The organism is Pseudomonas flavescens (assembly GCF_013408425.1).
GTDB lineage: Bacteria > Pseudomonadota > Gammaproteobacteria > Pseudomonadales > Pseudomonadaceae > Aquipseudomonas > Aquipseudomonas fulva_A.
On the sequence record NZ_JACBYV010000001.1, the window covers coordinates 3,141,065 to 3,167,413 of the forward strand.

At 61.6% G+C, this 26,349-nt stretch carries 22 protein-coding genes; 9 read left to right on the forward strand and 13 right to left on the reverse strand.

Translation table 11 applies throughout. The features are described from left to right. Nucleotides 1-22: 22 nt before the first annotated feature. Nucleotides 23-979 carry a glycine betaine/L-proline ABC transporter permease ProW gene (gene proW / locus FHR27_RS14020; protein WP_042553954.1) on the reverse strand — a complete coding sequence of 319 codons (957 nt, stop codon included), beginning with the start codon at nt 977-979 and terminating at the stop codon, nt 23-25. A gap of 47 nt (nt 980-1,026) precedes the next feature. Then, nucleotides 1,027-2,058, reverse strand: a complete 1,032-nt coding sequence (locus FHR27_RS14025; RefSeq protein ID WP_179538858.1) for a quaternary amine ABC transporter ATP-binding protein — start codon at nt 2,056-2,058, stop codon at nt 1,027-1,029. A gap of 337 nt (nt 2,059-2,395) precedes the next feature. Here FHR27_RS14025 and FHR27_RS14030 point away from each other — a divergent pair, with 337 nt between their 5' ends. The 6 genes from FHR27_RS14030 (at nt 2,396) to FHR27_RS14055 (ending at nt 10,418) form a co-directional block, all read left to right on the forward strand. Beyond that, complete coding sequence (locus tag FHR27_RS14030) at nt 2,396-3,355, forward strand: LysR substrate-binding domain-containing protein (protein ID WP_179538859.1); 960 nt, start codon at nt 2,396-2,398, stop codon at nt 3,353-3,355. A 114-nt stretch (nt 3,356-3,469) separates the two neighbouring features. Next, nucleotides 3,470-4,813, forward strand: coding sequence for an MmgE/PrpD family protein (locus FHR27_RS14035; RefSeq protein WP_042553951.1), 1,344 nt, complete (start codon nt 3,470-3,472; stop codon nt 4,811-4,813). A gap of 220 nt (nt 4,814-5,033) precedes the next feature. Next, a complete protein-coding gene (locus tag FHR27_RS14040; protein ID WP_179538860.1) occupies nt 5,034-6,269 on the forward strand; it encodes an aromatic ring-hydroxylating oxygenase subunit alpha in 1,236 nt (411 codons plus the stop codon). A 199-nt stretch (nt 6,270-6,468) separates the two neighbouring features. After that, entirely contained in the window at nt 6,469-8,412 is a 1,944-nt protein-coding gene (locus tag FHR27_RS14045; RefSeq protein WP_179538861.1) for a methyl-accepting chemotaxis protein, read from the forward strand. A 108-nt stretch (nt 8,413-8,520) separates the two neighbouring features. Then, nucleotides 8,521-9,546, forward strand: a complete 1,026-nt coding sequence (locus FHR27_RS14050) for a GlxA family transcriptional regulator (RefSeq protein WP_179538862.1) — start codon at nt 8,521-8,523, stop codon at nt 9,544-9,546. A 593-nt stretch (nt 9,547-10,139) separates the two neighbouring features. Beyond that, entirely contained in the window at nt 10,140-10,418 is a 279-nt protein-coding gene (locus tag FHR27_RS14055) for a hypothetical protein (protein WP_179538863.1), read from the forward strand. Nucleotides 10,419-10,645: 227 nt separating this feature from the next. Here the strand turns inward: FHR27_RS14055 and FHR27_RS14060 are convergent, their stop codons facing one another. Continuing rightward, a complete protein-coding gene (locus tag FHR27_RS14060) occupies nt 10,646-12,271 on the reverse strand; it encodes a methyl-accepting chemotaxis protein (protein ID WP_179538864.1) in 1,626 nt (541 codons plus the stop codon). Between the two features lie 321 nt (nt 12,272-12,592). On the opposite strand from FHR27_RS14060, the gene FHR27_RS14065 reads away from it, so the two are divergent. Further along, nucleotides 12,593-13,423 carry a hypothetical protein gene (locus FHR27_RS14065; protein WP_179538865.1) on the forward strand — a complete coding sequence of 277 codons (831 nt, stop codon included), beginning with the start codon at nt 12,593-12,595 and terminating at the stop codon, nt 13,421-13,423. A gap of 160 nt (nt 13,424-13,583) precedes the next feature. Here FHR27_RS14065 and FHR27_RS14070 read toward each other — a convergent pair whose 3' ends face one another. From FHR27_RS14070 to FHR27_RS14100, 7 genes are all read right to left on the reverse strand, one after another. Continuing rightward, nucleotides 13,584-14,741, reverse strand: coding sequence for a TIGR03364 family FAD-dependent oxidoreductase (locus tag FHR27_RS14070; protein WP_179538866.1), 1,158 nt, complete (start codon nt 14,739-14,741; stop codon nt 13,584-13,586). Between the two features lie 69 nt (nt 14,742-14,810). Then, nucleotides 14,811-15,830 carry a putative 2-aminoethylphosphonate ABC transporter substrate-binding protein gene (locus tag FHR27_RS14075; RefSeq protein WP_179538867.1) on the reverse strand — a complete coding sequence of 340 codons (1,020 nt, stop codon included), beginning with the start codon at nt 15,828-15,830 and terminating at the stop codon, nt 14,811-14,813. A 50-nt stretch (nt 15,831-15,880) separates the two neighbouring features. Beyond that, nucleotides 15,881-16,708, reverse strand: coding sequence for a phosphonoacetaldehyde hydrolase (gene phnX / locus FHR27_RS14080; RefSeq protein WP_042551736.1), 828 nt, complete (start codon nt 16,706-16,708; stop codon nt 15,881-15,883). A 17-nt stretch (nt 16,709-16,725) separates the two neighbouring features. Next, complete coding sequence (locus tag FHR27_RS14085) at nt 16,726-18,435, reverse strand: putative 2-aminoethylphosphonate ABC transporter permease subunit (RefSeq protein WP_179538868.1); 1,710 nt, start codon at nt 18,433-18,435, stop codon at nt 16,726-16,728. Further along, the gene (locus tag FHR27_RS14090) at nt 18,435-19,475 is read right to left on the reverse strand and encodes a putative 2-aminoethylphosphonate ABC transporter ATP-binding protein (RefSeq protein ID WP_042551738.1); all 1,041 of its coding nucleotides are present in this window, start codon (nt 19,473-19,475) and stop codon (nt 18,435-18,437) included. The genes FHR27_RS14085 and FHR27_RS14090 overlap by 1 nt, the downstream gene beginning before the upstream one ends. A 122-nt stretch (nt 19,476-19,597) precedes the next feature. Next, nucleotides 19,598-20,461, reverse strand: a complete 864-nt coding sequence (locus tag FHR27_RS14095; RefSeq protein WP_042551739.1) for a LysR family transcriptional regulator — start codon at nt 20,459-20,461, stop codon at nt 19,598-19,600. Nucleotides 20,462-20,603: 142 nt separating this feature from the next. Next, nucleotides 20,604-21,311, reverse strand: a complete 708-nt coding sequence (locus tag FHR27_RS14100) for an SDR family NAD(P)-dependent oxidoreductase (protein ID WP_042551853.1) — start codon at nt 21,309-21,311, stop codon at nt 20,604-20,606. 105 nt (nt 21,312-21,416) lie between these two features. On the opposite strand from FHR27_RS14100, the gene FHR27_RS14105 reads away from it, so the two are divergent. Both FHR27_RS14105 and FHR27_RS14110 read left to right on the forward strand, forming a co-directional pair. Beyond that, on the forward strand, nt 21,417-21,773 hold the full coding sequence (locus FHR27_RS14105) for a winged helix-turn-helix transcriptional regulator (RefSeq protein ID WP_042551740.1): 357 nt from the start codon (nt 21,417-21,419) through the stop codon (nt 21,771-21,773). A 54-nt stretch (nt 21,774-21,827) separates the two neighbouring features. After that, nucleotides 21,828-22,322 carry an AAA family ATPase gene (locus FHR27_RS14110; protein ID WP_042551741.1) on the forward strand — a complete coding sequence of 165 codons (495 nt, stop codon included), beginning with the start codon at nt 21,828-21,830 and terminating at the stop codon, nt 22,320-22,322. A gap of 100 nt (nt 22,323-22,422) precedes the next feature. Here the strand turns inward: FHR27_RS14110 and FHR27_RS14115 are convergent, their stop codons facing one another. Genes FHR27_RS14115 through kdpC form a run of 3 tightly spaced genes read right to left on the reverse strand, consistent with a single transcriptional unit; the run spans nt 22,423 to nt 26,343 of the window. Continuing rightward, on the reverse strand, nt 22,423-23,118 hold the full coding sequence (locus tag FHR27_RS14115; protein ID WP_179538869.1) for a response regulator: 696 nt from the start codon (nt 23,116-23,118) through the stop codon (nt 22,423-22,425). Next, nucleotides 23,111-25,753 (reverse strand): sensor histidine kinase, encoded by a 2,643-nt coding sequence (locus FHR27_RS14120; RefSeq protein ID WP_042551743.1) that lies wholly within the window; start codon nt 25,751-25,753, stop codon nt 23,111-23,113. The genes FHR27_RS14115 and FHR27_RS14120 overlap by 8 nt, the downstream gene beginning before the upstream one ends. Continuing rightward, complete coding sequence (gene kdpC, locus FHR27_RS14125; RefSeq protein ID WP_231570098.1) at nt 25,750-26,343, reverse strand: potassium-transporting ATPase subunit KdpC; 594 nt, start codon at nt 26,341-26,343, stop codon at nt 25,750-25,752. Before kdpC ends, FHR27_RS14120 begins: the two co-directional genes overlap by 4 nt. Nucleotides 26,344-26,349 lie beyond the last annotated feature (6 nt).

A 26,349-nucleotide genomic window follows, 5' to 3' on the forward strand; every position in this document is an offset into this window, starting at 1 on the left:
TTTAATTAGAGGAAAGGCAAGTTCAATGAGTTAAAGGCTGTGCAACGTCTTTCTTTTTCTTCTTCAACCGCACCACTAGCCCGACCGGACCACTGTGGTACCAGCGCTGACCGGTAGTCAGGTGTTGACTGCGCTCACCCAGCGCTTGGGTGAAACGATCCAGACAAATCGCCAGCAGTACCAATCCGATACCGCCAACGCTCGCCAGCGCCATGTCGAGCCGGCCAATACCACTCAGTACCATCAGCCCCAGACCACCGACGGAAATCATCGACGCCACGACTACCATCGACAGCGCCAGCATCAGGGTCTGGTTGACACCAGCCATGATGGTGGGAGCGGCAAGCGGCAGCTGCACCCTTAGCAGCATCTGTCGAGGCGTACAGCCAAAGGCCCGTGCGGCCTCGATTTTGTCTTCAGGAACCTGACGAATACCCAGGTTGGTGAGACGTACCAGTGGCGACACCGAAAAAATGATGGTGACGATTACGCCAGGCACGTTGCCGATGCCGAACAGCATCACCACCGGAACCAGATAGACGAATGCGGGCAAGGTCTGCATGGCGTCGAGCACTGGGCGAATCAACACCTCGAGACGGTCGCTGCGTGCACAGGCAATGCCCAGTGGGATACCGATCACGGCACAGAAAAACAGCGAGGTCAGAACCAGTGCGAGAGTGACCATGGCGTCGCCCCATACGCCGATCAATCCCAGGGCAGTGAGCGTGACGACCATCAGCGCACCGATTCGGCGTCCGCCCACCTGCCAGCCGATCAGGCCCGCCAGGATGATGAATACGCTAGGTGGTACCGACATCAGCGCTGCCTGGACACCATCGAGCACCTGATCGACAGGCCAGCGAATGGAGCGAAATACATCGCGAAAGTTATGCACCAAATAACGAAGTGCATCTTCCACCCATGTCCCTACTGGAACATTGATCGTTTTGAACGGGTCGAGAAAACTAAAATCGGACATGAGCTGTACCTCAGCCTCAACAACGGCTTACTTTACGTAGTGCAGGTTTAGTTTCCGCCAAGACAACTCAGCAAGCGGCCTTGAGAAATACTTCCCCGATAGACGCCAGCCTCATCAACTACCGGAACGGGCAAAGCGGCCTGCGCCACAATATGGAAGATCTCGTTGAGCGGAGTTTCGGCCTTCAGCGAGGGCTGTCGGCCCGGCTCATAGGCAATACCGCCTTCTTGGGCGATATCTCCAGCCTTGAGAATTCGACTGGAATCGAATCCGTTGAAAAATGCGCGAACATAATCGTTAACCGGATTGCTCAACAACTCACGTGGCGTACCGATCTGTACAACTTTGCCACCTTCCATTATTGCAATGCGATGGCCAATACGAACGGCCTCTTCAATATCATGGGAAATAAAGATAACGGTGCGATTTTGTTCTTTCTGAAGCTTTATCAGTTCACCCTGCATCTCACAGCGGATCATAGGATCAAGGGCTGAAAATGCTTCATCCATCAGCAAGATAGCCGGATCGTTTGCCAACGCCCTTGCCAGCCCCACACGCTGCTGCATGCCGCCCGAGAGCTGGTGCGGAAAGCAATGTTCCTGCCCGGCAAGGCCTACCTGGCTTAACGCCTCGAGAGAACGCGCATTGCGCTCCTTTTCCGAAACGCCACTTATCTCCAGGCCGAAGCCGACATTATCGAGTACCGACATGTGAGGCATCAAAGCAAAGGACTGAAACACCATGCCCATGTCCCTGCGACGAACTTGCAGCAGGTCTTTATCAGCAAGGCCGGTGATTTCCTGGCCATTGAGAAAGATGGAGCCGAAGCTGGGTTCGATGAGTCTGTTGAATAAACGCACCATGGTCGACTTGCCCGACCCAGACAAACCCATTATGACGAAGATCTCACCACGCCTGACCGAAAAATTGGCATCGAATACGCCAATCACTTGCCCGGTCTTTTCAAATATATCTGCCTTGGTTGCGCCATCGCGCACCATATCCAGCGCTATTTTCGGTTGAGAGCCGAACACCTTGTAAACATTACGAACAGACATGATTTCATCGGTTTCACTCATGACTCGCCTCCTTCAACCTCGGCGCGCTCGCCATAAACCAGCGCACAGTGATAGAAAATAATTCTTGATGGGCAGGAGCAATGAGTGTCTGTTTTCACGACGATATCCTATTTTTATTGTTTGCCCGCGGAGTAGGGCTTTCGTCAAAACTATAATCATCCCCCCGGCAAATCCAACTACATTTCCAAAGGCAATTTGATAACCTCGCGTTATGCATTCGCTCAACGCCACCGGAGTGTCGTGTAGAGAACAGACCTACGCGCTTGCGCGTCTTACCCTTCGACACGCGTGCACCGTGCCCCCTGAGCATGGCACTGCAGTTATTAACGAGGCTCGAATGTCCAAGCACACCGACCCAGATGCCCTACTCCTCAGAATGCCCTCATTGCGCGCGGTAAAGGCATTCGTTGCTGCTGCAAAATATGAAAGCTTCACTCGTGCCGCAGAAGCGTTGTGCGTATCGCAAGCCGCAATCAGCCGGCAGATTCGAGAGCTTGAAGGTTATCTAGGCGCCCAACTGTTTGACCGTGTTGGTCGGGCGGTGCAGCTCACCAGCGCCGGCGAGCTTTTCTTCGATGCAGCACAGTTATCGTTCGTCAACATCGCCCAGGCCGCCGAGCGCATCCGCAGTAATCAAGCCAGTAAACGCATGCTGACGGTTTGCTGTTCACCCGCGTTCTCGGCGCTGTGGCTGTCGCAGCATCTCCCGGATTTTTTCGCCCAGCACAACGACATCGAACTGAACCTGATCACGACTCAGAACTTCTTGGTCATGGAACCCGGTGTACAGCCGGATATCTTTATTACCAAACTGCCCAAGGTGGGCGAGGGATACCGCAGGACTGCTCTGTTCCACGACGTCATCTACCCTGTGTGCTCACCACACTATCTGGAGCGCAACCCGCAGATCCGCACGCTCGAGGGCGTACGTGACTCGTTGTTGCTCAACCTGAGCCCCTATGGGCGTTCACAGGTCGCCGAGCACGTCGACTGGGGCGTATGGCTGGCATTTCAGGGCGTCGATATCGATGAGCGCCCGGCGACCAGCCCACAGGTTTTCAGCGCCAACGACTACAACCTGATCATCAGCATGGTGCTCACTCATCAGGGCGTTGCGCTGGGCTGGAATCATCTGGTCAAGGCCCTGCTCGAACAGGGCCTTCTGGTACGGCCAATCGAGGCGGAGGTGGAACTGCGCAACAGCCGTCACTATCTTTCTATTCGCGAAGAGGCGGAAGACGTCGATGCCGTGCGGCGTTTTCAGCAATGGATATTGGGCCACTTCGCACGCCGCTAGCCTGACCTGCGGTTATCCTTTGCACGAAGAAAATGTCGCTAGAGTACGACGATGCGCTGGCCCACTGTCTGCGGGGTGAATATTTCCCGAGCAGAGTTCAAAAGGAGCCATCGCATGTCGCTGTACATCTTCTGCCGTGACTTTGAGTTTTCCCAGTTGCCTGCTCATACCCAGGCAATACTGAAAAAAAGCCTGCTCGATATCGTTGGGGTAATGGCTGGGGCGGTAACCAACGAGACCAGCCAGACGCTCTATCGCTTCGCTCGCCAACACTATCCCGGTGGAGCGTTCATCAGTCGGCTGCCTTTCGATGGTACCCAGGTAAGTGTTTTGGGCGCCGGCTGGGCTGGCGGCTTCACGGCCGATAGCCTGGATGCCCACGAAGGCCATTTCACGTCCAAGGGCCACGCGGGCGCAACGGTAGTTCCAGCTATCCTCGCCTTGGCTGACGCACTGCATGCGCAGGGCCAGCCGATCACTGGCCGACAACTGCTCGAAGCGCTCTGCATTGGTTATGAAACAGGCTTGCGTGCTGGTGTGTCGCTGATATCCACCTCTCCTACCTACCACGCCTCGGGCGGTTTCTCAGCCATTGGCGTAGTGTGCGCGGGCGCGCGTCTGATGGGGCTCGATGAAACCACCTTCCGCCATGCACTGGGAATCGCTGAGTATTTCAGCGCGCGCTGCCCGATGATGCGCGTGGTTCAGCACCCGACCATGCTGCGTGATGCCCATGGCTCCGGGGCTTTCGTTGGATTGAACGCATTGCTGATGGCCCGCGAGGGGGTAACCGGCGCTCCGGCCGAGACAGTCGAAGATGCCATTGCAGCACCCTACTGGGATGATCTGGGCAGCCGCTGGGAAATAGACGCCCAGTACTTCAAACCCTGGCCCGTGTGCCGCTGGGCTCAGCCCGCCCTCACCGCCATGAGCGAGCTGATGCGCGAGCACCCGCAAATATGTGCTGACAACATCGCATCGATTCGTGTGGAAACTTTTTGGGAGTCGATGTGCCTGCAGGGCCACCGCCCCAGCAACGCCGACGAAGCCCAGTATGCCCTCGCCTTTCCACTGGCGGCGCTCATTGCACGCGGCAAGGTCGGCCCAGTTGAAGTCACCGGTGCAGCAATCACCGCGCCAGACATTCTTGCCGTCAGTGAACGCATCGAAATCGTAGAGTCAGCAGATATTTCGGCACGCTTCCCAAAGGAAATTCTTTCCCGCGTACTCGTGGCACTGAAGAGCGGCGAGCAGCTGGAGTCACCCATTACAGCCGCATTGGGTGACCCTGAACGCCCCATGACCTCAGAAGATATCGACATGAAATTCGATCTGTTTGCCGGTGTGAACCTCCGTCACCAAGCCTGCTTCGAGTTGAAGTCGGCCATAAAGGAACTGGAGCATTCCGCATCAGCCATCGATGCTCTGGCGCCACTGTTCCGGCCACACGATCAATAACCTGCAATCATGCTTTCCCCTCCTGAAATGTCGTTTGTAGCGCCACAGGTGGCGTAATACGCTCCGACCATGCATCACTGCGCAGCAGGGTGTCTCCGGCCTGCCCGCCGCCGAAGGCTTTCATAGCGATGGCGGCGTTTGCCATGAGTTTTCAAACATCACAAGACCAACAAGACCGTTAACGAAATTCGGCTCAAGGTATGTTTCCTGGAGGACCACTATGAGTAACAAGCAAACCGTCATCGACCTGATCTCTCAACGCAAAGCCCGACACTCGCTACCCCGTGAGCTGTACAGTGATCCCCAGGTCTATCGCCAGGATCTGGAGCAGATCTGGCACAAGGATTGGATCTTCGCCGGCCATACATTCGAAGTCGCCAAACCTGGCCAGTACTTCACCTTGCAGATCGGGGATTACCCGGTCGTTGTGGTAGGTGGCAAGAACGGCCAGGTGCATGCCTTTCATAACGCTTGCCGCCACCGTGGCGCCAAGGTCTGCGAGCACGAACAGGGTAAAGTAGCCAAGCTCGTATGCCCTTATCACAAGTGGACTTACGAGCTGGACGGCAACCTGTTGTTCGCTGGCAACATGGGCACTGACTTCGATAAAACCCAGTACAACCTGAAGCCCGTGCACTGCGAAATCGTCGAAAGCTTCATCTATGTCTGTGTCGCCACCAAGGCACCCGACTTCGACTCTTTCCGCAGCGCGGTAAAGCCCTTCATCGCGCCGCACTTTCTGGATAACTGCAAAGTCGCCTTCAAATCCGACCTGATCGAACGAGGCAACTGGAAGCTGGTTTTCGAGAATAACCGCGAGTGCTACCACTGCGACGGCACACACCCAGAGCTGCTCAATTCCTTCGTGGAGAACCTCTCAGTCGCAGGCGTGGGTGGCGAAGACGACCCGGAACTGAGCGCCCACTGGGCTCGCTGCGAACGAGCCGGTATGCCAAGCAAGCTGGTCATGGACATCAACGGCCGCTTCCGCATGACCCGCATCCCGCTCTCCGCTGGTGCAGTGAGCTACACGATGGATGGCAAGCCCGCCGTCAATGGTCGGCTCGACAAAAGCGGCGAAGCTGACATCGGTGCCCTGCTCTATTTCAATTACCCGTCCACTTGGAACCATTTTTTGGGCGACCACGCACTGAGTTTCCGAGTGCTGCCCATTGGCCCGAACGAAACCCTGGTTACTACAAAGTGGCTGGTGCCAGAGTCAGCGGTCGAGGGTGTGGATTACGACATCGAGCGCCTGACCAAGGTGTGGATCGCAACCAACGATCAGGATCGTCAGTTGGTCGAGGGCACTCAGGCCGGCGTCAATTCGCCTTCCTACGAACCAGGCCCATACTCGGAAATTGCCGAAAATGGCGTATGCCAATTCGATGATTGGTACTGCGCAACCATGCTAGAGCGCCTCCGCGGGCCGATTGCGCTGAAGTCTGTGGGCTGAGCGGCGGCTCGCTCGTGAACGTGCCAGAAAGCTACGTATTCATGACGTAGCTTTCTGGAATACCTCACCTGAATACCAAATAGAAAGACACTATGTGAATTCTGCATCGACGCGTGGACTCAGGCATCTTTGCAAGCCCAAACTTCTTTCCGCGAAGCTATACCAATAACAATGCCTCCCACCCCGCAGGAAACCACCCGTGAACATCAAACAGAAACTCACCTGGGCCTTCGCGGCCATAGCCTGTGTGCCCGTCGTGGTGGTCGCTATCGTGGTGGTCGTAAACCTTCGCGCTCAGGCGCAGGACAACTTCCTCGACAGCAGCAATCGAGAAATTCGTCAGATCGAAAACGCCATGAACCAGTTTTTCGACGCAATCGCACAGAACGTCGAATACTTGGCGAAAAGCCCGAAAATTCAGAACGCCCGAGACCTTAAGAGCTATGTCAGCGCCGATGCGGCTCAGACCCCGATGACAGAGACGGGCAAAGAGCTGCTGCAACTCTTCGATCAGTTCGCGGCTACCCACCCGACTACGGCGTATTTGTCCTTTGCCAATACAGATAGCACTTACGTCAGTTGGCCTGATGACCCCAAAATGCATAGCTACGATCCTCGCGTGCGGCCTTGGTACAAAAGCGCTTTGAACTCGCCAGGCAAAGTAGTACGCAGCCCTGCCTACTATTGGGCGACCGACGATGTAGTGTTGATGGCCACCGTCCGCACCGTTGATGACAGCCAGGGTAAAAACCTCGGGGTGATCAGCCTGGACGTTTCGCTCAAGCAGCTCACCGAACTGGTCAAGCAGATCAAGCTTGGCGAAAGTGGCTACCTGATGCTGCTGGAAAGCAACGGCAACGTGCTGGTCGACCCCCGCGATCCCGCCCATGGCTTCAAGTTGATCAGCGAGCTGGGCGACGGCTACACACAGTTGGCCGGCGTACAGAATGGCTTGGTCGAGGTAGAACTAGGCGGCGTGCCGTACATGGCCAACGTCTGGTCGTCGAGCACTCTGGGCTGGCGCTTTATCGGCCTGATCGAGCGCAGTGAAGTCATGGCCAAGGCCACCAGCCTGACCTGGCAGATCGCGATCATCGCGGCTGTGTTGGCCGTGCTGTTCGCCATCGTCGGTGCCAGCTTCGCCGGCCTGATTGTCAAACCGATCCGCAGCGTGGCCGGTGGCCTGGAAGGCATCGCCCAGGGCGAAGGCGACCTGACCCGCAACCTCGACGTGCGCGGCAATGACGAAACCGCCCTGCTGGCACGCTGGTTCAACCAGTTCCTCGGCGCCATCCGCACCCTGGTGCAACGCATCGGCAGCGCTTCGGCGGATCTGCAAACCGCCTCGGATGCCAGCACCCGCGTGGCCCGCGACATGAACGACGCCGCCGGCCGGCAGCGCGAGGCCGTGGAGCTGGTGTCCACCGCTTTCAACGAGATGGTCGCCACCGCCAACGAAGTGGCCCGTTCCTGCAGCCACGCAGCCTCCTCGGCCGACTCAGGCCAACGTCAGGTGCACGATGGTCAGTTGCAGATCGACGAAGCCACCGGCAGCGTCTCGCGGCTGAGCGAGAACCTGCAGAAGTCGGCCCAGGCCATGCAGGTGCTGGAGCAGGACAGCAAGAACATCAACGCCATCCTCGACACCATCCGCTCGATCGCCGAGCAGACCAACCTGCTGGCCCTCAACGCTGCCATCGAGGCCGCACGCGCGGGTGAACAGGGGCGTGGTTTCGCCGTGGTCGCCGACGAAGTACGCGCACTGGCGAAGCGCACGGCGGATTCAACCGGCGAGATCGACAGCCTGCTGGGTGGCCTGGCCAAACGCACTCAGGACGTGACCAAGCAGATGCAGAGCAGCCTGAGCATGTCGCAGCAGAGCGTCGAACGGATTCAGCAGGCTCGCGACAGCTTCGAGCAGATCCGCACCTCGGTGGACGAGATCCGCGATCAGAACAATCAGATCGCCACCGCAGCCGAAGAACAGCACCACGTGGCCGAAGACATCAACCGGCACATCGCGCAGATTCAGACCGACGCACAACTGGTCGAGGAACTGGCGCATTCGGCGCGCAGCGACTCACAGCGCCTGGAGTCGCTGTCCGGCGAATTGAATGGTCTGGTGGGGCGCTTCAGAACTTGACCTGCCCTCAAAATCAGCAAGATTGTTTTTTGGCTGCCTACTTTTCGTTGATTTAAACCGCATCAGAGAAGGTATTGGCGCCGACTCGACAAGAATGAGATCGATAATATGCCGAACAGACGAAGCTTCAGTGAGCTGCTACAGGGGCAAAACCTTCGGTTTATACGTGATAAGAGCCTCACCCTACAAAAAGCTAATGTCGGTTTTTTGCTTCTGGAGCACTTCTCCCTGCCTGCCTTCACTCAGGCACTGGATATCCTGGTAACGGCCAACCTGATCAGCGCTAACGTATTCGCGACTCGAACATTCAGCCTGAACGGGGAAGCGGTAGTCAGTGATCTAGGCATCACCATCTGTCCAAGTGCTGAACTGAACGTGAGCCACCTTGCTGGACTCGACCTGCTGGTGGTCTGCGGCGGATTGCGTACCAACTTGCGCCCGATTTCTGTTCTGAAACAACTTCTCCACACTGCGAGTGAAAAGCAAATCGCCTTGGCAGGCCTGTGGAGCGGCGCTTGGTTTCTAGGACAAGCAGGACTGCTTGACGGCTATAAATGTGCGATCCACCCAGAACATCGATCTGCCCTGGCGGAGATCGCTAAGAACAGCCAAGTCACCTCGGAAAGCTTCATGGTCGATCGCGACAGGTTGACGGCCGCTAGCCCTACCGGTGCGTTCAACATGGTGCTGGAGTGGATCAACAAACTCCATGGCCGCGATCTGGTTGAAGGGATCGTAGATATCCTGGCTTTCGAAGAGTCTCGGTTTAGGCGCGTCCGTCCGGCTCTGCACGCCAAAATGAGCGAACCGCTGCGTAATGTGATCAGTTTGATGAGCGCGAATGTCGAAGAGCCCCTGAGTGCCGAGCAATTAGCCCAATATTCTGGCCGTTCTCGGCGGCAGATCGAGCGGCTCTTCCAGCAGCAACTTGGTACCACACCGGTACGTTACTATCTGGAGCTTCGTATCACCGAAGGTCGACGCCTGCTCCAGTACTCCGACTTACCTATCTTAGATGTCAGCGTCGCCTGCGGTTTCGCCTCGCCAAGCCATTTCAGTAAATGCTACGCCGCCTACTTCGGTAACTCGCCCTCGAAAGAGGTACGGCACGGTAACGTGAGATCACGTAAATAGATCGCCAGGCCAATTCGTTTCTCGCCGGGCCCATACCAGCCTCGAACAATGCTGTTCACCCTCGTTACCGACTGCAATCACCCCCCGACACGTGACGCCCCATGTGGCTGCAGCCAAAGAGCGATTCTGCTCACGCGCTGCAGCGAACCAGGAGAACAACGGCAGAGCAGGCTGCCACACGGGAGGCGGGTCATGACCACCCCGTGAATCAAGGCAGTCACGTTGCAACGCTCCGGCAGGTTGCCATCGCCAAACCTGCGAGCTAGAGTGCGCCGGTCACGGTCGATGCCGTGACCGGGTGTAGCAACCTGAAAAACCAAGACGCGGTGCGTCGCACTTGCATAGTCGGTACTCGGTGCCGTGCTACTGCATTTCTATGGCGGCCCGTACGGGGCAGGCTTCGGCCTGGCCGGTTCCCTTGGTTTCCGGTTTGCTACCCCTGTACGGTCCGCCACCATAACCGCGTAGCAACGGCGGTGGCGGCTCCTTAAGCAAACCAGGGAGCATAAGGAAAATGCGCCATCCAGCTTTTACGCCAGGGTACCACCCTACCTGCACACTGACACCCTTCGCCTCCAGCCAGGAGGTGCGCCATGGCTGAACCACGCAGCCCGGTCATTCGTTTCCCCAGACGGCAAAGCCCCATTCCGAAAACCTGCCCACCACCGCCTCGCGATACTCAGGGTGACGCCGAACTACGTGCCAGTTTGCTGGCCGACATATTCGACGAATTGATCCGCAAGAAAGGCGAACACCCCGAAGGCCTGCTAGTGCACGCCGCCGCGCTGTTCGCAAAAGACCTGCTCGAAGAGATGGTGGTGCTCTATCGCCAGGCGCTGTGCGAGACGCAGGGAGGCAGTGGGCATGTTTAGAGGCGATATCACGATTCTTCCCGCCAATGCCACAGGTAATGGCGCCTGGCATCAGCGAACGCCCTTGACGCGGCTTCAAGGGATATCAGAAACACTTCAACCTTATCGGTAAACGACAGAGCATCACTGTCGGGGTCGTTGTCGGCCACGGCAGTGATGCCTATAGAAAGCGATAGCGACCCAGCTTGACGGAGTGGCTCGCTCCCCTTCTGGTGGCAACCCCGCCCTCAAATACGAAAACGCCCCACCAGCGCACTCAATTCCACCGCCAGGCGCGACAGCTCGTGGCTGGCCGAGTTGGTTTGCAGCGCGCCAGCCGCTGACTGAGCCGAGAGATCGCGTATGGCCACCAGATTGCGGTCCACTTCGCGGGCCACCTGGGCCTGCTCTTCCGCAGCGCTGGCGATCACCAGATTGCGTTCGTTGATCTGCCCGATGGCGGAGAAGATTTCTTCCAGCATTTCGCCACTGGCCTGGGTGATCTTCAGGGTGTCCTGGGCTTTTTCGGTACTCGAACGCATGACGCTGGCGGCCTGCTCGGCGTTGTTCTGCACCGTGGCGATCATCTGCTCGATTTCCCGGGTCGAGGTCTGGGTGCGGTGCGCCAGGGTGCGCACCTCGTCGGCCACCACGGCGAAGCCACGCCCTGCTTCACCGGCGCGTGCGGCTTCGATGGCGGCGTTGAGCGCCAGCAGGTTGGTCTGCTCGGATATCGAGCGGATCACGTCCAGTACCGTGCTGATGTTCTGCACTTCGCTGGCCAGGTTCTGGATGCGCTCGGCGCTGTCCTGAATCTCGGTGGCCATCGAATGGGTGCCCTGAATGTTTTCCCGCACCTGCTCGCGGCTCTTCTGCGACAGGCCGTCGGAGGCCGTGGCGGCCTGGGAGGTGGACACGGCATTGCGCGCCACCTCCTCCACCGCACTGGTCATTTCGGTGACTGCCGTGGCGGCCTGTTCGAGTTGCTGGTCCTGCTGTTGCAGGCCGCGGTTGCTCTCTTCAGTCACCACGTTGAGCTGCTCTGCCGCGGACGCCAACTGGGTGGCGGAGCCTGCGATCAGGTTCAGGGTGTCGCGCTGGCTGGTCTGCATCTGCTGCAGCTCGACGAACAACTCGCCGATTTCGTTGCGCCCGGGCACCGACACCGGCTGGGTCAGGTCGCCCCCGGCAATGCGCCGAAAATGCTCGCCCGCCTCGCGCAGAGGGCGCAGCACGCGGCTAGCGATGAAGCCCCAGCACAGCACGGCCAGCACCAGCGTCACCACGGCAAGAGCGATCGCCAGGGTCTGCGAGAGGGTCAGGCGCTGCGCCGACTGCGCGATGATCTGCTTGCTGCGTGCATCCAGTTCGTCGACCAGCTTGACGCGCACCGCCTGCAACTTGGTCATGCCATTACCGGCAGCGATATTCACCTGGAAGTAATCAGCGGCAGACTGCGAGCGGGTAGCCGCACGCTGGCCGACGATGGCCTCGCCGTACTCGGTGAAGGCCGCCTTCAACTCACGGACATAGCCTTGCAATACCGGGTCGGTGATGTCGGCAGTGGCGGACTCGACCTTGGCGATGGCCTCTTTCCAGATGCCCTCACTGCGTACCAGGCGGGCCTCGGAATCCTGCTGATGCCCACCCACCGACTCGATGAACGCAGACGACACGTTGGCACTGGTGCGGATGGCCAGCAACAGAGCGTTGTTGATGCCGTCGATCTGCCGGGTGGCGCGGTTCAGCTCGCTGATCTGCTCGTGACTGAGCTCGGCCGATCGCCAGTTGTTGACCACCGAAAACAGCAGCGCGACGACGAACACGACAAGCACCGCAGCCATTCCGGTGCGGACTTTCAGGTGAGGAAACATGGCGATCGCTCCAGGCAGGAGCCCAAGACGGGCTCGAATGCCTAGAGGTATCCAACGCAGCGGTGAAAACTTTAGATCGACGGTGTGAGTTGTGTGCGATCAACGCACAGCCGTTGCAAGCGCATGCGCATCGAACTGCAGATGAGCATGGCGTTCCGGAGCAGCCCCATTGCCTAAAGAATCACACGAAGCAGCCGTTAATCAGGCACAAGGCTATCGATGCCAACGCTCGCCCAGCGATGGGGTGAGCATCTTGCCCAGGCGCCATCACCGACACGTCGCGCCAGGACTTAGGGATAGAGACGAATAGGGATGGGTGAGATGAGTGACATGCCGGCACTGAGCGCCTACAGAGCCATTGCTCCACGAACCAACCAAGCCTGGCGGGTATCTGCCGAACCTGCGGAGAAATCTGGCGGTGCGAGTGCTGGCGGCAGCAACGCCGCTGCGCTGGCGCAGGGTAATAGCGTGCAGCTCAGCGAGGAGTCGCTGCGCAAATACCACGATTACGCAGCGGCAGTGAGGGCTGGCAGCGTCAGCCACAGCGTGGCGCTTTCCGTGGCCGGCAGGATTCACAACCCAAGCGGGCTCAGCGCAGAAGAGAGCGAAGCCTTTCTCGCCAACCTGCCCATCGACCGGCTGGGCCTCGTGGAGCGTCAGCAGCAGGAAATGAACGCCGCGAATGCCGTGCTTGGCGCCACATCTCGACAGATCGAGCAGACCTATACCGACCTCCTCGAAGCTATCCACGCAGAGCGACCGGACCTGCAGGACGCATCCTTCGGTTTCAGCGTAGAAGCCGGTGGGCGGCTCACGCTCACCAACATCGAGGGGCTCGATAGCGATCAGGCTGCCTGGCTGGACCACGCACTGAATGCATCTGCGGATCTGGTGAAGCAGGCCGGTGAGCTGGCCGATGCGCAGATCGCGCTCTTCAAGGTCGAGAACTTCAGCCTTGGCATCGATTTCGATCGCGACAACTATGCGCGGACCATCGATATCGGTGCCGAGCTGCTGGCACGAGCCGGGGCTCGCGATGCTTCCCGTTCCGACTCCGCGAGCGGTGCGCACCAGAGGAACTGGGACAATAACTGGAGACAGCAGTTATGGACCCACGGCGAGAGGAGCCTGCTCAAGGTCGAGGTTGGCTGAGGTCGATGCTGTGCGTCACGCACTCATGTTCCAGGTGATTCACTCAGTACCGCACCTTTCGCCCGGCCCGGAGCAGGGTTCGCGCCCGTAGTATCAGGCCCGAGCCGGAAGATCAGCTCGGGACCTGGAACACGCTGCCGGACCACTCCTGGCTCAGCTGTTACACCGCGTGCGCCTCGGGCCACTCGCTCTCGCCAAGCAGCGCGGCAACGGTTCGCTCGCCCAGGCCGAGGCCCACGCTCATGCCCAGCCCGGTATGCATGAGCACGGCAGTCACCCCATCGGCAGCAGGCAATACGCTGAATGGGCCTGGACCGCGCGTGCCATATACGCCCTGCCAGCGCTCGAGCACGTGCAGGCGTCCGCCGAGGGTGTGCTCAGCCAGCCCGATGAGCAGATCATCCACTCCCTCCTCGTTGAACGGCGCGGCATCGCTACCGTAGTCATGGGAATCACCGATGATCAATTCACCGTAGGGCGTGGGGCTGATCAGCAGGTGAATACCGCGCTCTTCCAATATCGGGTAATCGCGACGTATCTCCGTACGAATCGCTTCGGCCTCGGGCAGGTCACTGAATGCGCCGTAATGCACGCAGCTCAGGCCCGTGAGCACGGCGTGCTGCAGGTCCAGCGGCTGCGCCAACCGAGCCCGCAGCATCTGCAGGCGACACACCGAAGGCTGCAACCTGGCCATCGGCTCGGCCAGCAGGGTCTGATAGTCGTGGCCGGAGCAGACGACGATGTGCCGCGCCGAAAAGCGCCCCGTGGTCGTCAGGGCACTGCCAGGCTCGACGTCCCGCACCAGCGTCGAGAAGTGGAATTCAACGCCCTGGCCGGCCAGGTAATCGATGATCTGTGGCAGCGCTTCCCGGGAGAAAAGTTGCTGGTCGTCCAGGCCATGCAGGGCTGCGCGGTGATGAGCGAAGCGGCCGTCATAAAGACTGTCGAGGGCTGCTCCGCGCAGTAGTTCGGTGCGGTAGCCAAACTCTTGGGCACGACCGGCGCAGAATGCCTCCAGCATGGCCTCTTCGGCTTCGGTGCGGGCCAGCACCAAGGAACCCTGTTTCTTCATCGACAGCCCGGCGGCCGCGCCCAAGTGCGCCCAAAGGCCGTGGGACTGGCGCGCCAGGTCGAGCATCGGGCCGGGCGCCTGGCCGGTCACCAGGGCCTGACCGAAATTGCGAATGGATGCACCCAGAGGCGTATGGCTGCGTTCGAATACGCGAACCTTGAGGCCGCGGCGCACACCCGCCCAGGCATGCGCAAGGCCCAGGATGCCGGCACCTACGATCAGCAGGTCACAGTCGTGCTGACTCATGGAAAACTCCTCGAGAGGGGAAGTGGCCGCCAGAGCGGCCAGCAGATTGCAAGTAAAAGCCCGTGCGGCTTACTGACTGACCGGCTCGGACTTGCCGTCATAGCGCTTGCGCCATTCGGCGAGAATCCGCTCGCGGTTCTCCGAGGCCCAGTTGAAATCGTTGTTGATCAGGCGTTGCTCGTAGTCGGCCGGCAGTTCCTGAAACCGCTCGGCGATGGCCGGCTGAGCCAGTACGGCGAAGTTGGCCTTGTACAGTTCCATGGCCTCCCGGCTGGCAGCGAAGTCGGCAAGCTTCCTGGCTGCATCCAAGTGCTGAGTGCCCTTGATGATCGCGCTCGCCTCGATCTCCCAACCCAGGCCCTCCTTGGGCAGCACGATGGCCAGCGGCGCACCCTTGCGCTTGAGCTGAACGGCCGGGTACTCGAAGGAGATGCCGATGGGAAACTCGCCGGCGGCGGCCTGCTTGCAGGGTTTTGAACCGGAATGGGTGTACTGGCCGATGTTCTGGTGCAGCTTGTCCATGTAGGCCCAGCCGCCGTCTTCGCCGAAGATCTGCAGCCAGGCGCTGACGTCCAGGTAGCCGGTGCCGGAAGACGCCGGGTTGGGCATGACGATCTTGCCCTTGTAGACCGGATCGGTCAGGTCTTCCCACTTGGTCGGCTTCGGCAAGCCCTGTTTTTCGGCCTCGATGGTGTTGAAGCAGATGCTCGCGGCCCACACGTCCATGCCCACCCAGGACGGCGGATTGTCGCTGTCGCGGTAGTTGGCGCCGATCTTGTCCAGGCTGGCCGGTGCGTAAGCTTCGAGCATGCCCTGCTGCTTGAGGATAGCCAGGCTGGAACCCGCCAGGCCCCAGACGGCATCGGCCTGTGGGCGATCCTTCTCGGCCAGCAGTTTGGCAGTGACGATCCCGGTGGAATCGCGTACCCATTTGATGCGGATATCGGGGTGCTGCTTCTCGAATGCCTGCTGATAAGGCTTGAGCTGTTCGACTTCCAGAGCGCTGTAGACAGTCAGTTCGGTGGCGGCCTGGGCATGCAGGGCGCCAGCGGCGAGCAGGCCAGTGGCAAGGGCGATGCGCTTGAACATGGTGTGGATCCTGTGTGCGAGGGATGGGCGTACGAATGGGGAAGACGGACTCAGCAGCCTTGCGGGCTTTCGCCGCGAGCCAGACGCGCGTTGATGGCATCGATGACCGGCGGCAGATCGGCCAGGGTGTCGATCAGGTAATGGGGTTGGCTAGCGGCGAACAACGCATCGATACGCTGACGCTCGGTCTCCAGGCGCTCGCCGGGCAGCGCCTGGTATTGCTCCCAGGTCAGGCCCAGAAAGTTGCCTGAAAAGCGCAGTGCCACCGTCCACATGCCGGCCCCACGGCCCTCGATAATGCCGGGCTCGGTGTCATCGACCTTGACGCAGGCGGCCACGTCGTCGAGCCCCAGAGCGATCACGTTGGCCAGTGCCTGAGCAGGGCTCGGGCGGCCCTTAGGCACTTCATCGGTAGCCACGACATGGTCCGGGCAATAACCAGAGGCCGCTGCCAGTTCGACGACCTGCTGCATGACGACCTTCGGGTAGCCTGAACAGCTGCCGATCTTCAGGCCCCGTCCACGCAGGGTCGCCACAGCGTCCAGAGCACCGGGAATCGGCGCGGAATGCTCACCGACCTTGGCGATCTGCAGAGGCATGAATCGCTCGTAGATGGCGGTCACGTCGGCATCGCTCGGCAGGCGCCCGAAACGCGTCTGGAAGCGCTCAGCCACAGCGGGCTGGTCGCACAGGGTACGGATGTGATCCCACTTGCCCATGCCCATGGGGCCGCGAGCTTCAGCGAGGCTGATCTGTACGTCGAACTCGGCGAACGCCTCGACGAAGATGCGGGTAGGGGCGAAGGAGCCGAAATCGACCACGGTACCCGCCCAGTCGAGGATAACGGCCTGCAGATGATCGGGGTGCTGGTAGCGCATATGGATGCTCCGGGAGATCAAAGGCCAGGCGCAGCACGCCAGGCCTGGGAGCTTCGCAGCAAGCCGCGCGAAGCCCAGGCCAGCAGGAGCGATACGCTGGCGGAGGTGAGAAGAATGAGGGTCGACATGGCGGCGGCACCGCCGACGTTGCCGGCATCGTCCATGTTCAGCACGGCGACGGACGCCACCACGCTGTCCGGGCTGTAGAGGAAGATCACCGCCGAGACGGTGGTCATCGCTGAAACGAACAGATAGCGGACGATATCCAGCAGCGCCGGCAGGCAGATCGGCACCGTAACCCGCAGGAAGTGGCGCAGCAGCGGCACCTTCAACGACAGCGCTGCGGACTCGAACTCGCCGTCGAGCTGGCGCAGCGCGGCGGCTGCGCTCATCTGCGCAGTGGTCAAAAAGTGCGCCACGGTGCACACCACCAGCAGCGCCAGGCTGCCATAAAGCCCATGCAGCGGATTGGCCGGCAGGTTGAAGAAAAAGACGTAGCCCAACCCGAGCACCAATCCGGGCACGGCCATAGGGATGAAGCACAGCAGGCGCAGCACCTGGGTCAGCGGGTTTTGCCGAGTCTTTTCCAGCAAGTAGCTGCCAGTGAAGATCAGCACACTGCCGAACAATGCCGTGGCAGTCGCCAGCAACAGGCTGTTGCGATAGGCCAGCCAGCCACCGGGCAGATCCGAGAACGCGTAGTTGTGCAGCGACAGCGACAGGTCGTAGGGCCAGAATTTGACCAGCGACGAGTACACCGCCATGCCGAACACGCCGAGCAGAACCGTACACACCAGTAACACCAGCAGCAGAAAGGCGCTGTCGCGACCCGACCGGGGCTGGGGGTGATAAACCTGGGCACGACCGCCCATGGCATCGCGCTGACGGCGGCGCAACCAGAAGTCGACGGCGAAGCTGAACAGTGCCGGCAGCAGCAGGAACAGCCCGATCAGAGCACCACGGCCAAACTGCTGCTGGCCGAGCACCGCCTTGTAGGCTTCCAGCGCCAGCACCTGATAGTCGCCACCGACCACCACCGGCACGCCGAAGTCGGTGATGCACAGGGTGAACACCAGGCAGCCAGCGGCGAAGACCCCTTGCCGGCTACCTGGCCAGGTGATGCTGCGAAAAGCGCGCCAGGGCGAGGCGCCCATGCTCGAAGCGGCGTCGAACAGGCGGGCGTCAGCCAGCGCCAAAGCGCTGAGCAACACCATCAGGGCATGGGGAAAAGTGTAGATGGCCTGGCCCAGCACGATGCCCCAGAAGCCGTAGATGCTGTCAGGTATCCAGTCACGCAGCATGCCCTGATTGCCGAACAGGTAGATCAAAGCGATACCCGGCAACATCGAGGGCGCCAGCAGAGGCAGCAGCGATATGCCGCGCCATAGTCCCTTGCCCGGCAGGCAGGTGCGTAGCAGACCGTAAGCGAAGCCATAGGCCAGTGGCAGCACGATCATCACCACAGCCAGGGCACTGGTCAGGCTGTTGCCGAGCAGCCAGCGAAAATTGGCACTGCAGAATAGCTCTCCAGCAGCCGCCAGGCCGCCGCCCTGCCCCGGATCGCCTGCCAGCCCACGCCAGAGCATGGCAAGCAAGGGCAGGAGCACGGCCAGCACCAGAAGCACCAGCAACAGCCATTGCCCGCCCAATACGAACAGCCGGTCGGCGGTATCCGTCGAGCGCTGCGATAGTTTCGCTACACGCTGCGCCGTCACGACCTGTTCCATCAGGCGAACACCTGCAGGCTGCGCGGCGGCAAGGCCACGCGAATCTGCTTGCCGTGCAAATTAGGCAGCGCTTCGGGAGCCATTTCGGCCAATAGTGCATGGCCCGGCAGATCGTCCAGTTCGAAGCTCAGGCGGCAGCGATTGCCGAGGAAGGTGAGCTCGCGCATATGCGCCGGGAACAGGTTGTCCTGCTCGAGCTCAGGGTTGATCAGGATCGCTTCGGGTCGGCAGAACAGGCGCCCGCCCGCTCCCTGCCCGGTGTCTGCCAGACGTATGCTCAGTTGGCCGACACGGGCATGACCACCATCTCGCTCGAATGGTAACCAGTTGCCCTGGCCGACGAATTCGGCAACGAAAGGCGTTGCCGGTGCGTTGTAGATGGTTTTTGGGGTGGCGTACTGCTCGATCCGCCCCTGATTCATCACCGCGATGCGGTCGGCCATCAACATGGCCTCTTCCTGATTGTGAGTGACCATCAGGGTGGTGATGCCAAGCTGGCGCTGCAGGCTGCGCAGCTCGCCGCACAGGTGCTCGCGTACCTGGGCATCGAGGGCCGACATCGGCTCGTCGAGCAACAACAGCGAAGGGCTCGGCGCCAGGGCGCGGGCCAATGCAACACGCTGTTGCTGGCCGCCGGAGAGCTGTGCCGGGTACTTGTGCCCGCTGCCGCTCAGGCTGACCAGTTCGAGCATCTCTTCGACGCGCCTGCGGACCTCATCTCGCCCACGGCCGGACAGGCCATAGGCGATGTTCTGGGTGACCGTCAGGTTGGGAAACAGCGCATAGGACTGGAACAGGATGCCGTAGTCACGTGCCTGGGGCGGCAGCGCTGAAACGTCTCGCCCGGCGAAGTGCAGGCTGCCCTGCTCCTGACGCTCCAGGCCGGCGATGCAACGCAGCAGCGTGGTCTTGCCGCAGCCGGACGGCCCGAGCAGGCAGACCAGCTCGCCGGCGTTGACGTCCAGCGATACGCCATCCAGCGCCTTGAAGGTGCCGAAGCCTTTATGAATGTCGCGCAGTTGCAGGTCGACGGTAGCCATGCCAGGAACCTCGTTTGGAATCGAACGAGTGTCATCTTGGGGTCGGCATGCGAAGGCTTTGTGGCAGTAGGGCAAAAGCCGCCGATAGTGCTATCAGCGTTTTTATGAAGACAAGGTCCTGATCAGGCGTCGGTGGATTCCCGGGCGATGGCCAGGAAGGCCGCCGGCAGACGCGCCTGGCGGCGTTCGCGCAGGCAGTAGAGGTATTCCGGGATCAGCGGCGCACCATCCAGGGCGATGACGCGCAGTTCCTGATTGTCCGGCACCTCGTGGCGGGCGATGACACTGATGCCGATATTGCGCAGCACTGCCTCGCGAATCGACTCGCGGCTGCCGATTTCCAGTAACGGCCCCAAGGCGACACCGGCCTCACGCAGCATCTGCTCGGTGAGCTGGCGCGTGGTCGAACCCACTTCGCGCATCAACAGACAGTGCCCGGCCAGCGCCGAGGGCGGCAAACTCTTGTGGTTGGCCAGCGCATGGCTGCGGTGCACGGCCAGTACCAGAGGGTCCTCGCCGAGCAGCAAACGGGTGAAGCGCGAATCCTCTTCCAGCTGTGAGGAGGCGGCCAGATCGACTCGATACTCTTCCAGCGCCTCGATCACTTGCAGTGAATTGCCGATCTCCAGCGTCACCTGGATCTGCGGCAGGCGCTCGCGAAAGCGCCGGACCAGGTCGAGCACGTAATAGGGAGCGGTCGCGGCGATGCGCAGGCTGCCCTGCACCTGGCCGCAATTGCGCAGGTAGAATTCGATATCGGCTTCTTGCTGCAGCAGTGCCTGCACCATCGGCAGCAGGCGCGCGCCATCCTCACTCAGGGTGAACCGCCGCCCACCTCGGTAGAACAGTTCGACACCATACTGCGCCTCCAGATTGCGAATCTGGGTAGTGACTGTAGGCTGGCTGAGACCGAGTTTCTTCGCCGCATGGGTGATGCTGCCCAGACGGGCGACCATGTGGAAGGACTTGAGCTCGGCAGATAGCATGTCCGATGTGGCGCCTCGGGGCGGAAGCCAATTCAGGCCGCCTGGTTAACGGAACGAGAATGGTACGCCGGCAAAGCCGCAAAAGGCCATTGCCACATTGCGAGGCGTGAACGCTGCTGAAACGTCAGTCCCCCTGAACACATCAGGGAACCACGAACTCCACCTCGCCTCGCCCGTTGGCCGCTTCCCAGAGTTGCTCGGCCAGTACATCGGGATCGACCACCGGCATCTCGAAGTCGTCCGGGGCATCGGACTCGCTGCTCTCGACACTCAGGTGGTAGGCACTGCCCTCGATGACCGCAGAGATGGTCACCATGGCGACGTGGATATTTTCCTGCGCCAGCTCGCCATGCAGGGACATCAGGTAGTTGCGTGCCGCTGCCTGGGCCGGCGCGGGCCCGGACATGAACGCGATGCCCTGCGCAGCGGAGCCGCCGAAACCGGCGAGCACGGCACCCTCCCCGTGTTGCCTGAAGTCGGCCAAGACCTCGTTGACCACGGCAACCAGCCCCAGAAAGAGGTAGTCCGTGCGGGTGCGCATCATCTCGACGGTCATTTGCGAAGCGGGCAAAAACGCTTCGGTGGATGCCGGGGCGTAGTAGATGGCGTCGATGCGTCCCAGGGTGGATCTGATCGCTTCGATCAGCGGCGCCACCTCGTTCAACTGGCCAAGGTCGGCAGTGAACGGTAGCGCGGTAATTCCTCTGCCCTGCAGCTCGTCGGCAAGGCTCTCCAGGTTGTTGCGCCGCCGGGCGACAAGCGCAACGGCATAGCCCTCGCGGCCGAAACGCTGCGCGACGGATGCGCCGAGGCCAGAACCAGCACCGAATATCGCGATGACTTTTTTCACGCGTTGCACCATGGTTATCGTTGGTAACCCTGTATAACCGTCATGCTGTCTGGCCCACAAGACGGGTTTTTCCAGTCACGTTGTTACTCCGGAGTAACCATCTGCATGAAGTTCTATGGCGACGAGGCCATTCAGAAGCCCGTGCGAGAGCTGCTCAATCGCGTCGGCGACAGCTGGAGCTCGCTGATACTCTGCGCGCTGGACGAAGGGCCGCTGCGCTTCTCGGCGCTGGCCAGAGCGATACCGCAGATCTCCCGGCGCATGCTTGCCAAGACCCTGCGCAGCCTCGAACAGGACGGCCTGTTAAGCCGAACGGTTTTTCCCACCAAGCCTCCCAGTGTGTCCTATGAACTGACCGCGCTGGGCCAAAGCCTGCTACCCCACCTCGGCGCGCTGGCGCTCTGGGCGCTGGATAATCATGAAAAGGTGCAGGCCGCGAGGGCGCAGTACTTGCCGGAGTAGGCGCACGACAAACAACCGACTGGGCCGGCACGAACCATCCACAGAGGACATCCGATGCTGATCGTATTCAGCGGCCTCCCGGGTACCGGGAAAACCACCGTGGCACGGCGCCTCGTCGAACGGCTGGGTGCGCTGTACCTGCGCATCGACAGCATCGAGCAGGCGATCAGAGAGGCCGAGGTGCTGGCGGCAGACGTGGGGCGCAGCGGCTACCTGGTCGCCAACGAGCTGGCGCTGAGCAACCTGCGCTTCGGCAACCGGGTCGTCGTCGACTGCGTCAATCCGGTCGCCGAGAGCCGCCAGGCGTGGGCCACTATCGCCGCGCAGGCTGGCACTCGCCTGCTCGACGTTCAGGTCATCTGCTCCGACAGAGACGAGCACCGGCGCCGGGTGGAAAGCAGAGCCATCGATATCCCCGGCCTGACCCCACCCACCTGGCAGTCGGTATTGGATCACGACTACGAGCCCTGGCAGGGTGATGCGCTGCTGATAGACACGGCGCTGACCTCCCCTGAGCAGTCGGTGGCGATGATCACCCGCCAGCTCTAGGGCAACCACGAGACAGTCAAGGGCTTCCCATCTGCCCAGCGCGGTTCATCGGTGCCATGGCCTGCACGGCAGGCAGCCTGGCCCGCAGCCCCCTCAGCGTTCAGCAGGCCTGCGCCATGAGGCGATAGCCGATGCCGGGCTCCGTCCGGATCAGGTGGGGGTCGTTCGGTTCGTCGTGCAGCTTCTGGCGCAGCTTGCCGACCACGATGCGCAGGTAGTGGCTGTCTTCGAGATGGCTGGCGCCCCAGACGTCTCGCAGCAGCTGCTGTTGGGTCACCACCCGGCCAGGGTTGCGGGCCAGCAGCTCGAGCACGCTGTACTCCTTGCGGGTCAGGCTGACCTCGCCGGTATTCAGGGTCACGAGCCGTGTCGCCAGGTCGATGCACAGCGGCCCCGCGTGCACCCTAGGCTGTACCACCAGCTCGCCTGGCGAGTGACGCAACAGCGCCCTGACCCGCGCGAGAAACTCCTGAATGCCGAAGGGCTTGGTGACGTAATCATTCGCGCCGCTGTCGAGCAGCCTGACCTTCTGCTCTTCGTCGCTGCGCACCGAGAGCACCAGAACCGGCAGGGTCGACCAGGTGCGCAACGCTTCCAGAACGTCATGGCCATCCATGTCCGGCAGGCCGAGATCGAGGACGATGACATGGGGCGACTGGGTGGCCGCGAGTGCCAGCCCGGCTTCCCCCGTAGCGGCCTCCAGCACCTCCCAGGACTGGGTGGCCAGGCTGATCCTGAGCAGCTTGCGAATCTGCTTTTCATCGTCGATGACCAGAATGCGCGGTCGTTCACTCATGATTGCCATCCCTCTCGACCGCCGGGGCCATGGGCAGGTGCAGAGACAAGGTGGTACCGCGGTTGCCAGGCCCGTCAGACACCTCGACGTGGCCGCCGTGGGCGCCCAGCATGCCCTGACAGATCGCCAGCCCCAGGCCGGTTCCCTTGCCGCCGCGGTCACCTCGCGCTGCTGTGTAGAACATGTCGAAGATCTGCCTGCGCTCGCTCGACGGAATGCCGGGGCCCTGATCGCTGACGGCGAATACCAGCTCCTGAGCGTCGCTGAATACCCTCACCCGGACCTGCCCGCCCTCGGGTGAAAAACGTGCGGCATTCTCCAGAACGTTGACCAGCGCCTGCTCGATGAGCGCGGCGTGTACGTGCAACAGCGGCAGTGCACTGGGGATGTCGACCTGAACGTCCAGCCCGCTCAGCACCTGGCGCAGGCGATTGAGGGCGCTTCTGGCGATATCACTGGGGGCGACCCAGTCTCTGGAAAGCTTCAGGCCACCGTGGCCGAGCCGGGTCATGTCGAGCAGGTTCTGGATGTAGCGATCCAGGCGCTCGGCTTCGTCCCGGGTGCCTTCGAGCAGTTCGATACGATCCGCCGCAGGGATGGCCGCGCCGAGCGTCAGCAGGGTGTCGATGGAGCCGCGCATGGAGGTCAGCGGGGTCCGCAGGTCATGGGAAACGGACGCGAGCAGGGAGCTGCGCAGTTGCTCGGTCTCACCGTGCAGACGGGCTGCCTCCAGCTCCTCGGCCAGCCGTGCACGGGCCAGTGCCTGGGCGATGGGCTGGCACAGCGCGGTGAGTTTGCGGCGCTGCGGGGCCGGGAACACGGAGCCGTCGCGCGGGCGTGCACCGAGCATCGCCAGCGGGCCATCTTCAGCGGTCAACGGGAACCACCACCAGACGCACTCAGGCAGTGTGTCGGTACCGAGGCCGGCAGGCTCGTAATGGCGCCAGGCCCAATCGGCGGCAGCGGCATCGCGTTCGCCAAGGTCCGCTGGCCCGCCCGTCTCCCTCAGCCACGCTTGCCCGGTACCGCGATCGAGGATCTGCACCTCCACTGGCAGGCGCTCCTGCAGATGCTGCTGGGCCGCACTGATGACCGCCTTGCGATCGGTGGCGGCGGCCAGGCGCTGCGACAGCTCCAGCAATGCAATGGTTTCCCCCTGGGTTTCCCGCAGACTCTGCAGTTGACGCCGTTGCCGAGAAGCCAGGTTGCCGCTGAGCGTGGCCATGAACAGAAAGAAGAACAGCGAAAGCACATCCTGCTGGCGATCGATGGTCAGCGAATACAGCGGTTCGATGAAGAACCAGTTGTAGGCGATGAATGACAGCACCGCACAGACGAGGGCCGGGCCGAGGCTGCTGCGCACGGCGACCACCAGAACGGCGGAAAGAAACACCAGGGAAACGTTGGGCAATTCGAGAAACAGGGTCAGCAGCATGGCTGCCAGGGTGGCGCCGAGGCTGACCAGCGCGGCCAGCAGGTAGTGCCTCCAGACGATCTTCGGCGCGGCCGATGGCCGGGCGGTGGGTGCCTTGGCGGCCACATCGAGCACGTTGATTTCCAACCCTTCGCCAAGAGCCAGAAGCCGGCTGCAGAGGTTGCGCCGCCAACCGGGCCGCGGCCTGCCACGGGCGATCAGGATCAGGCTGGCGCGGCGTTCGCGGGCGTGCTCCACCAGGCTTCTCGCCGGTTCGCCACGCAGGGTCACCACCTCGCCACCGAGACGCTCGGCAAGCTGACAGGCTTGCTGCAGGCGTTGTCGCCAGCGGTCATCCACCGCCCGCCCATCGTCCACATGCACCACCGACCACGGCAAGTGGCGGCGGTCGGCAACGCGGCAGGCATGGCGCACCAGAGCCTGGGCGCAGTCATCGCCCTGAATGCCGACCAGCAGCCGCCCCCTGACCGCCGGCAGAACCTCACCGGAGTGCAGCGTGCGCCGATCCAGCTCGGCATCGACCCGCGCCACGGCCGTGTGCATCGCCAACTCACGCAGCGCCGTCAGGTTGGTCTGGCTGAAGAACGCCTCGATGGCGGCTCGCGCCTGGTCCGGCACGTAAACCTTGCCCTCGCGCAAGCGTTCGAGCAGGTCCCTGGGTGGCAGGTCGATAAGCAGAATCTCGTCCGCATCCTGAATGATCCAGTCCGGCACGGTTTCCCGCACCCGCACGCCGGTAATCTCGAAAACCTGATCGTTGAGGCTTTCCAGGTGCTGAACGTTGATGGTCGAGTAGACGTCGATGCCCGCGCAGAGCAACTCCTGAACATCCTGCCAGCGCTTCGCGTGCCGGCTGCCCTGGGCGTTGGTGTGGGCCAGCTCATCCACCAGAGCCAGGGCCGGGCGCGCCTGGAGCAGCCCATCGAGATCGAGCTCGGCCAGGTTCAGGCCACGGTACGCAACCGCGCGCGCCGGCTGCTGGGGAATGCCCGCCTGCAACGCGGCGGTCTCGCTGCGCCCATGGGTCTCGACGATGCCAGCCCGCACATCGACGCCGAGCTCCAGCTGCCTGCGCGCAGCCTGCAACATGGCGTAGGTCTTGCCCACGCCAGGCGCCGCGCCCAGAAAGACCTTCAGCCGGCCGCGCCCCTCCCTGGGAAGGTCGGCCAGCAGCGCGTCCGCTCGCTGGGTGCTGTTCATGGCACCTCGACCTCGGCGCCGAGCCCGGCCAGGGATGCGTTGAGTGCCAGCACGTTCACCAGCGCCGGGCCGATTGGCGAACGCTGCACCATGCTCTCGACCTGCCGTTGCAGTGCCTCCGCGGTGATGCCCCGTGCGGCGGCAACGCGAGGGACCTGATAGAGAACCGCCGCGAGCGGCAGTTGCGGATCGAGGCCGCTGCCGGAGGTGGTCACCAGCGCCAGGGGAACGCGGCGCTGCTCGGTTGCCCCCCAACGGCTGGTATCCGCCGCCACCCGTTCGGCGAGCGCCGGGTTGCTGGGCGACAGGTTGCTCGCGCCGCTGGCCACGGTGGCGAAACCTCCCGCAGACGGGCGCGACTGGAACCACTGCTGCCCGTCGAACTGCTGGGCGATGAGCCAGCTGCCACGCACGGCGCCACTGTCGTCCCGCATCAGGCTGCCGTTGGCCTGGTGGGCGAACAGGCTCTGGGCAATGACGGTGACGAAAACCGGGTAAGCCGCGCCGGTGACCAGCGTCAGCAGGGCAAGCATCGCCACAGCCGGGCGCAGGTGCGAAAACCAGCGATTGGAAACATTCATGTCGTTCATGCGAGA

Coding starts and splice junctions, on each gene's coding strand:
- FHR27_RS14025 (WP_179538858.1), bottom strand. CDS start 2,058: ATGAGTGAAACCGATGAAATCATGTCTGTTCGTAATGTTTACAAGGTG.
- FHR27_RS14095 (WP_042551739.1), bottom strand. CDS start 20,461: ATGCTATCTGCCGAGCTCAAGTCCTTCCACATGGTCGCCCGTCTGGGC.
- FHR27_RS14070 (WP_179538866.1), bottom strand. CDS start 14,741: ATGAGTCAGCACGACTGTGACCTGCTGATCGTAGGTGCCGGCATCCTG.
- FHR27_RS14115 (WP_179538869.1), bottom strand. CDS start 23,118: ATGAGTGAACGACCGCGCATTCTGGTCATCGACGATGAAAAGCAGATT.
- FHR27_RS14060 (WP_179538864.1), bottom strand. CDS start 12,271: ATGTTTCCTCACCTGAAAGTCCGCACCGGAATGGCTGCGGTGCTTGTC.
- FHR27_RS14075 (WP_179538867.1), bottom strand. CDS start 15,830: ATGTTCAAGCGCATCGCCCTTGCCACTGGCCTGCTCGCCGCTGGCGCC.
- phnX (WP_042551736.1), bottom strand. CDS start 16,708: ATGCGCTACCAGCACCCCGATCATCTGCAGGCCGTTATCCTCGACTGG.
- FHR27_RS14090 (WP_042551738.1), bottom strand. CDS start 19,475: ATGGCTACCGTCGACCTGCAACTGCGCGACATTCATAAAGGCTTCGGC.
- FHR27_RS14035 (WP_042553951.1), top strand. CDS start 3,470: ATGTCGCTGTACATCTTCTGCCGTGACTTTGAGTTTTCCCAGTTGCCT.
- kdpC (WP_231570098.1), bottom strand. CDS start 26,343: ATGAACGACATGAATGTTTCCAATCGCTGGTTTTCGCACCTGCGCCCG.
- FHR27_RS14105 (WP_042551740.1), top strand. CDS start 21,417: ATGAAGTTCTATGGCGACGAGGCCATTCAGAAGCCCGTGCGAGAGCTG.
- FHR27_RS14120 (WP_042551743.1), bottom strand. CDS start 25,753: ATGAACAGCACCCAGCGAGCGGACGCGCTGCTGGCCGACCTTCCCAGG.
- FHR27_RS14040 (WP_179538860.1), top strand. CDS start 5,034: ATGAGTAACAAGCAAACCGTCATCGACCTGATCTCTCAACGCAAAGCC.
- FHR27_RS14030 (WP_179538859.1), top strand. CDS start 2,396: ATGTCCAAGCACACCGACCCAGATGCCCTACTCCTCAGAATGCCCTCA.
- FHR27_RS14085 (WP_179538868.1), bottom strand. CDS start 18,435: ATGGAACAGGTCGTGACGGCGCAGCGTGTAGCGAAACTATCGCAGCGC.
- FHR27_RS14065 (WP_179538865.1), top strand. CDS start 12,593: ATGAGTGACATGCCGGCACTGAGCGCCTACAGAGCCATTGCTCCACGA.
- FHR27_RS14055 (WP_179538863.1), top strand. CDS start 10,140: ATGGCTGAACCACGCAGCCCGGTCATTCGTTTCCCCAGACGGCAAAGC.
- FHR27_RS14110 (WP_042551741.1), top strand. CDS start 21,828: ATGCTGATCGTATTCAGCGGCCTCCCGGGTACCGGGAAAACCACCGTG.
- FHR27_RS14050 (WP_179538862.1), top strand. CDS start 8,521: ATGCCGAACAGACGAAGCTTCAGTGAGCTGCTACAGGGGCAAAACCTT.
- proW (WP_042553954.1), bottom strand. CDS start 979: ATGTCCGATTTTAGTTTTCTCGACCCGTTCAAAACGATCAATGTTCCA.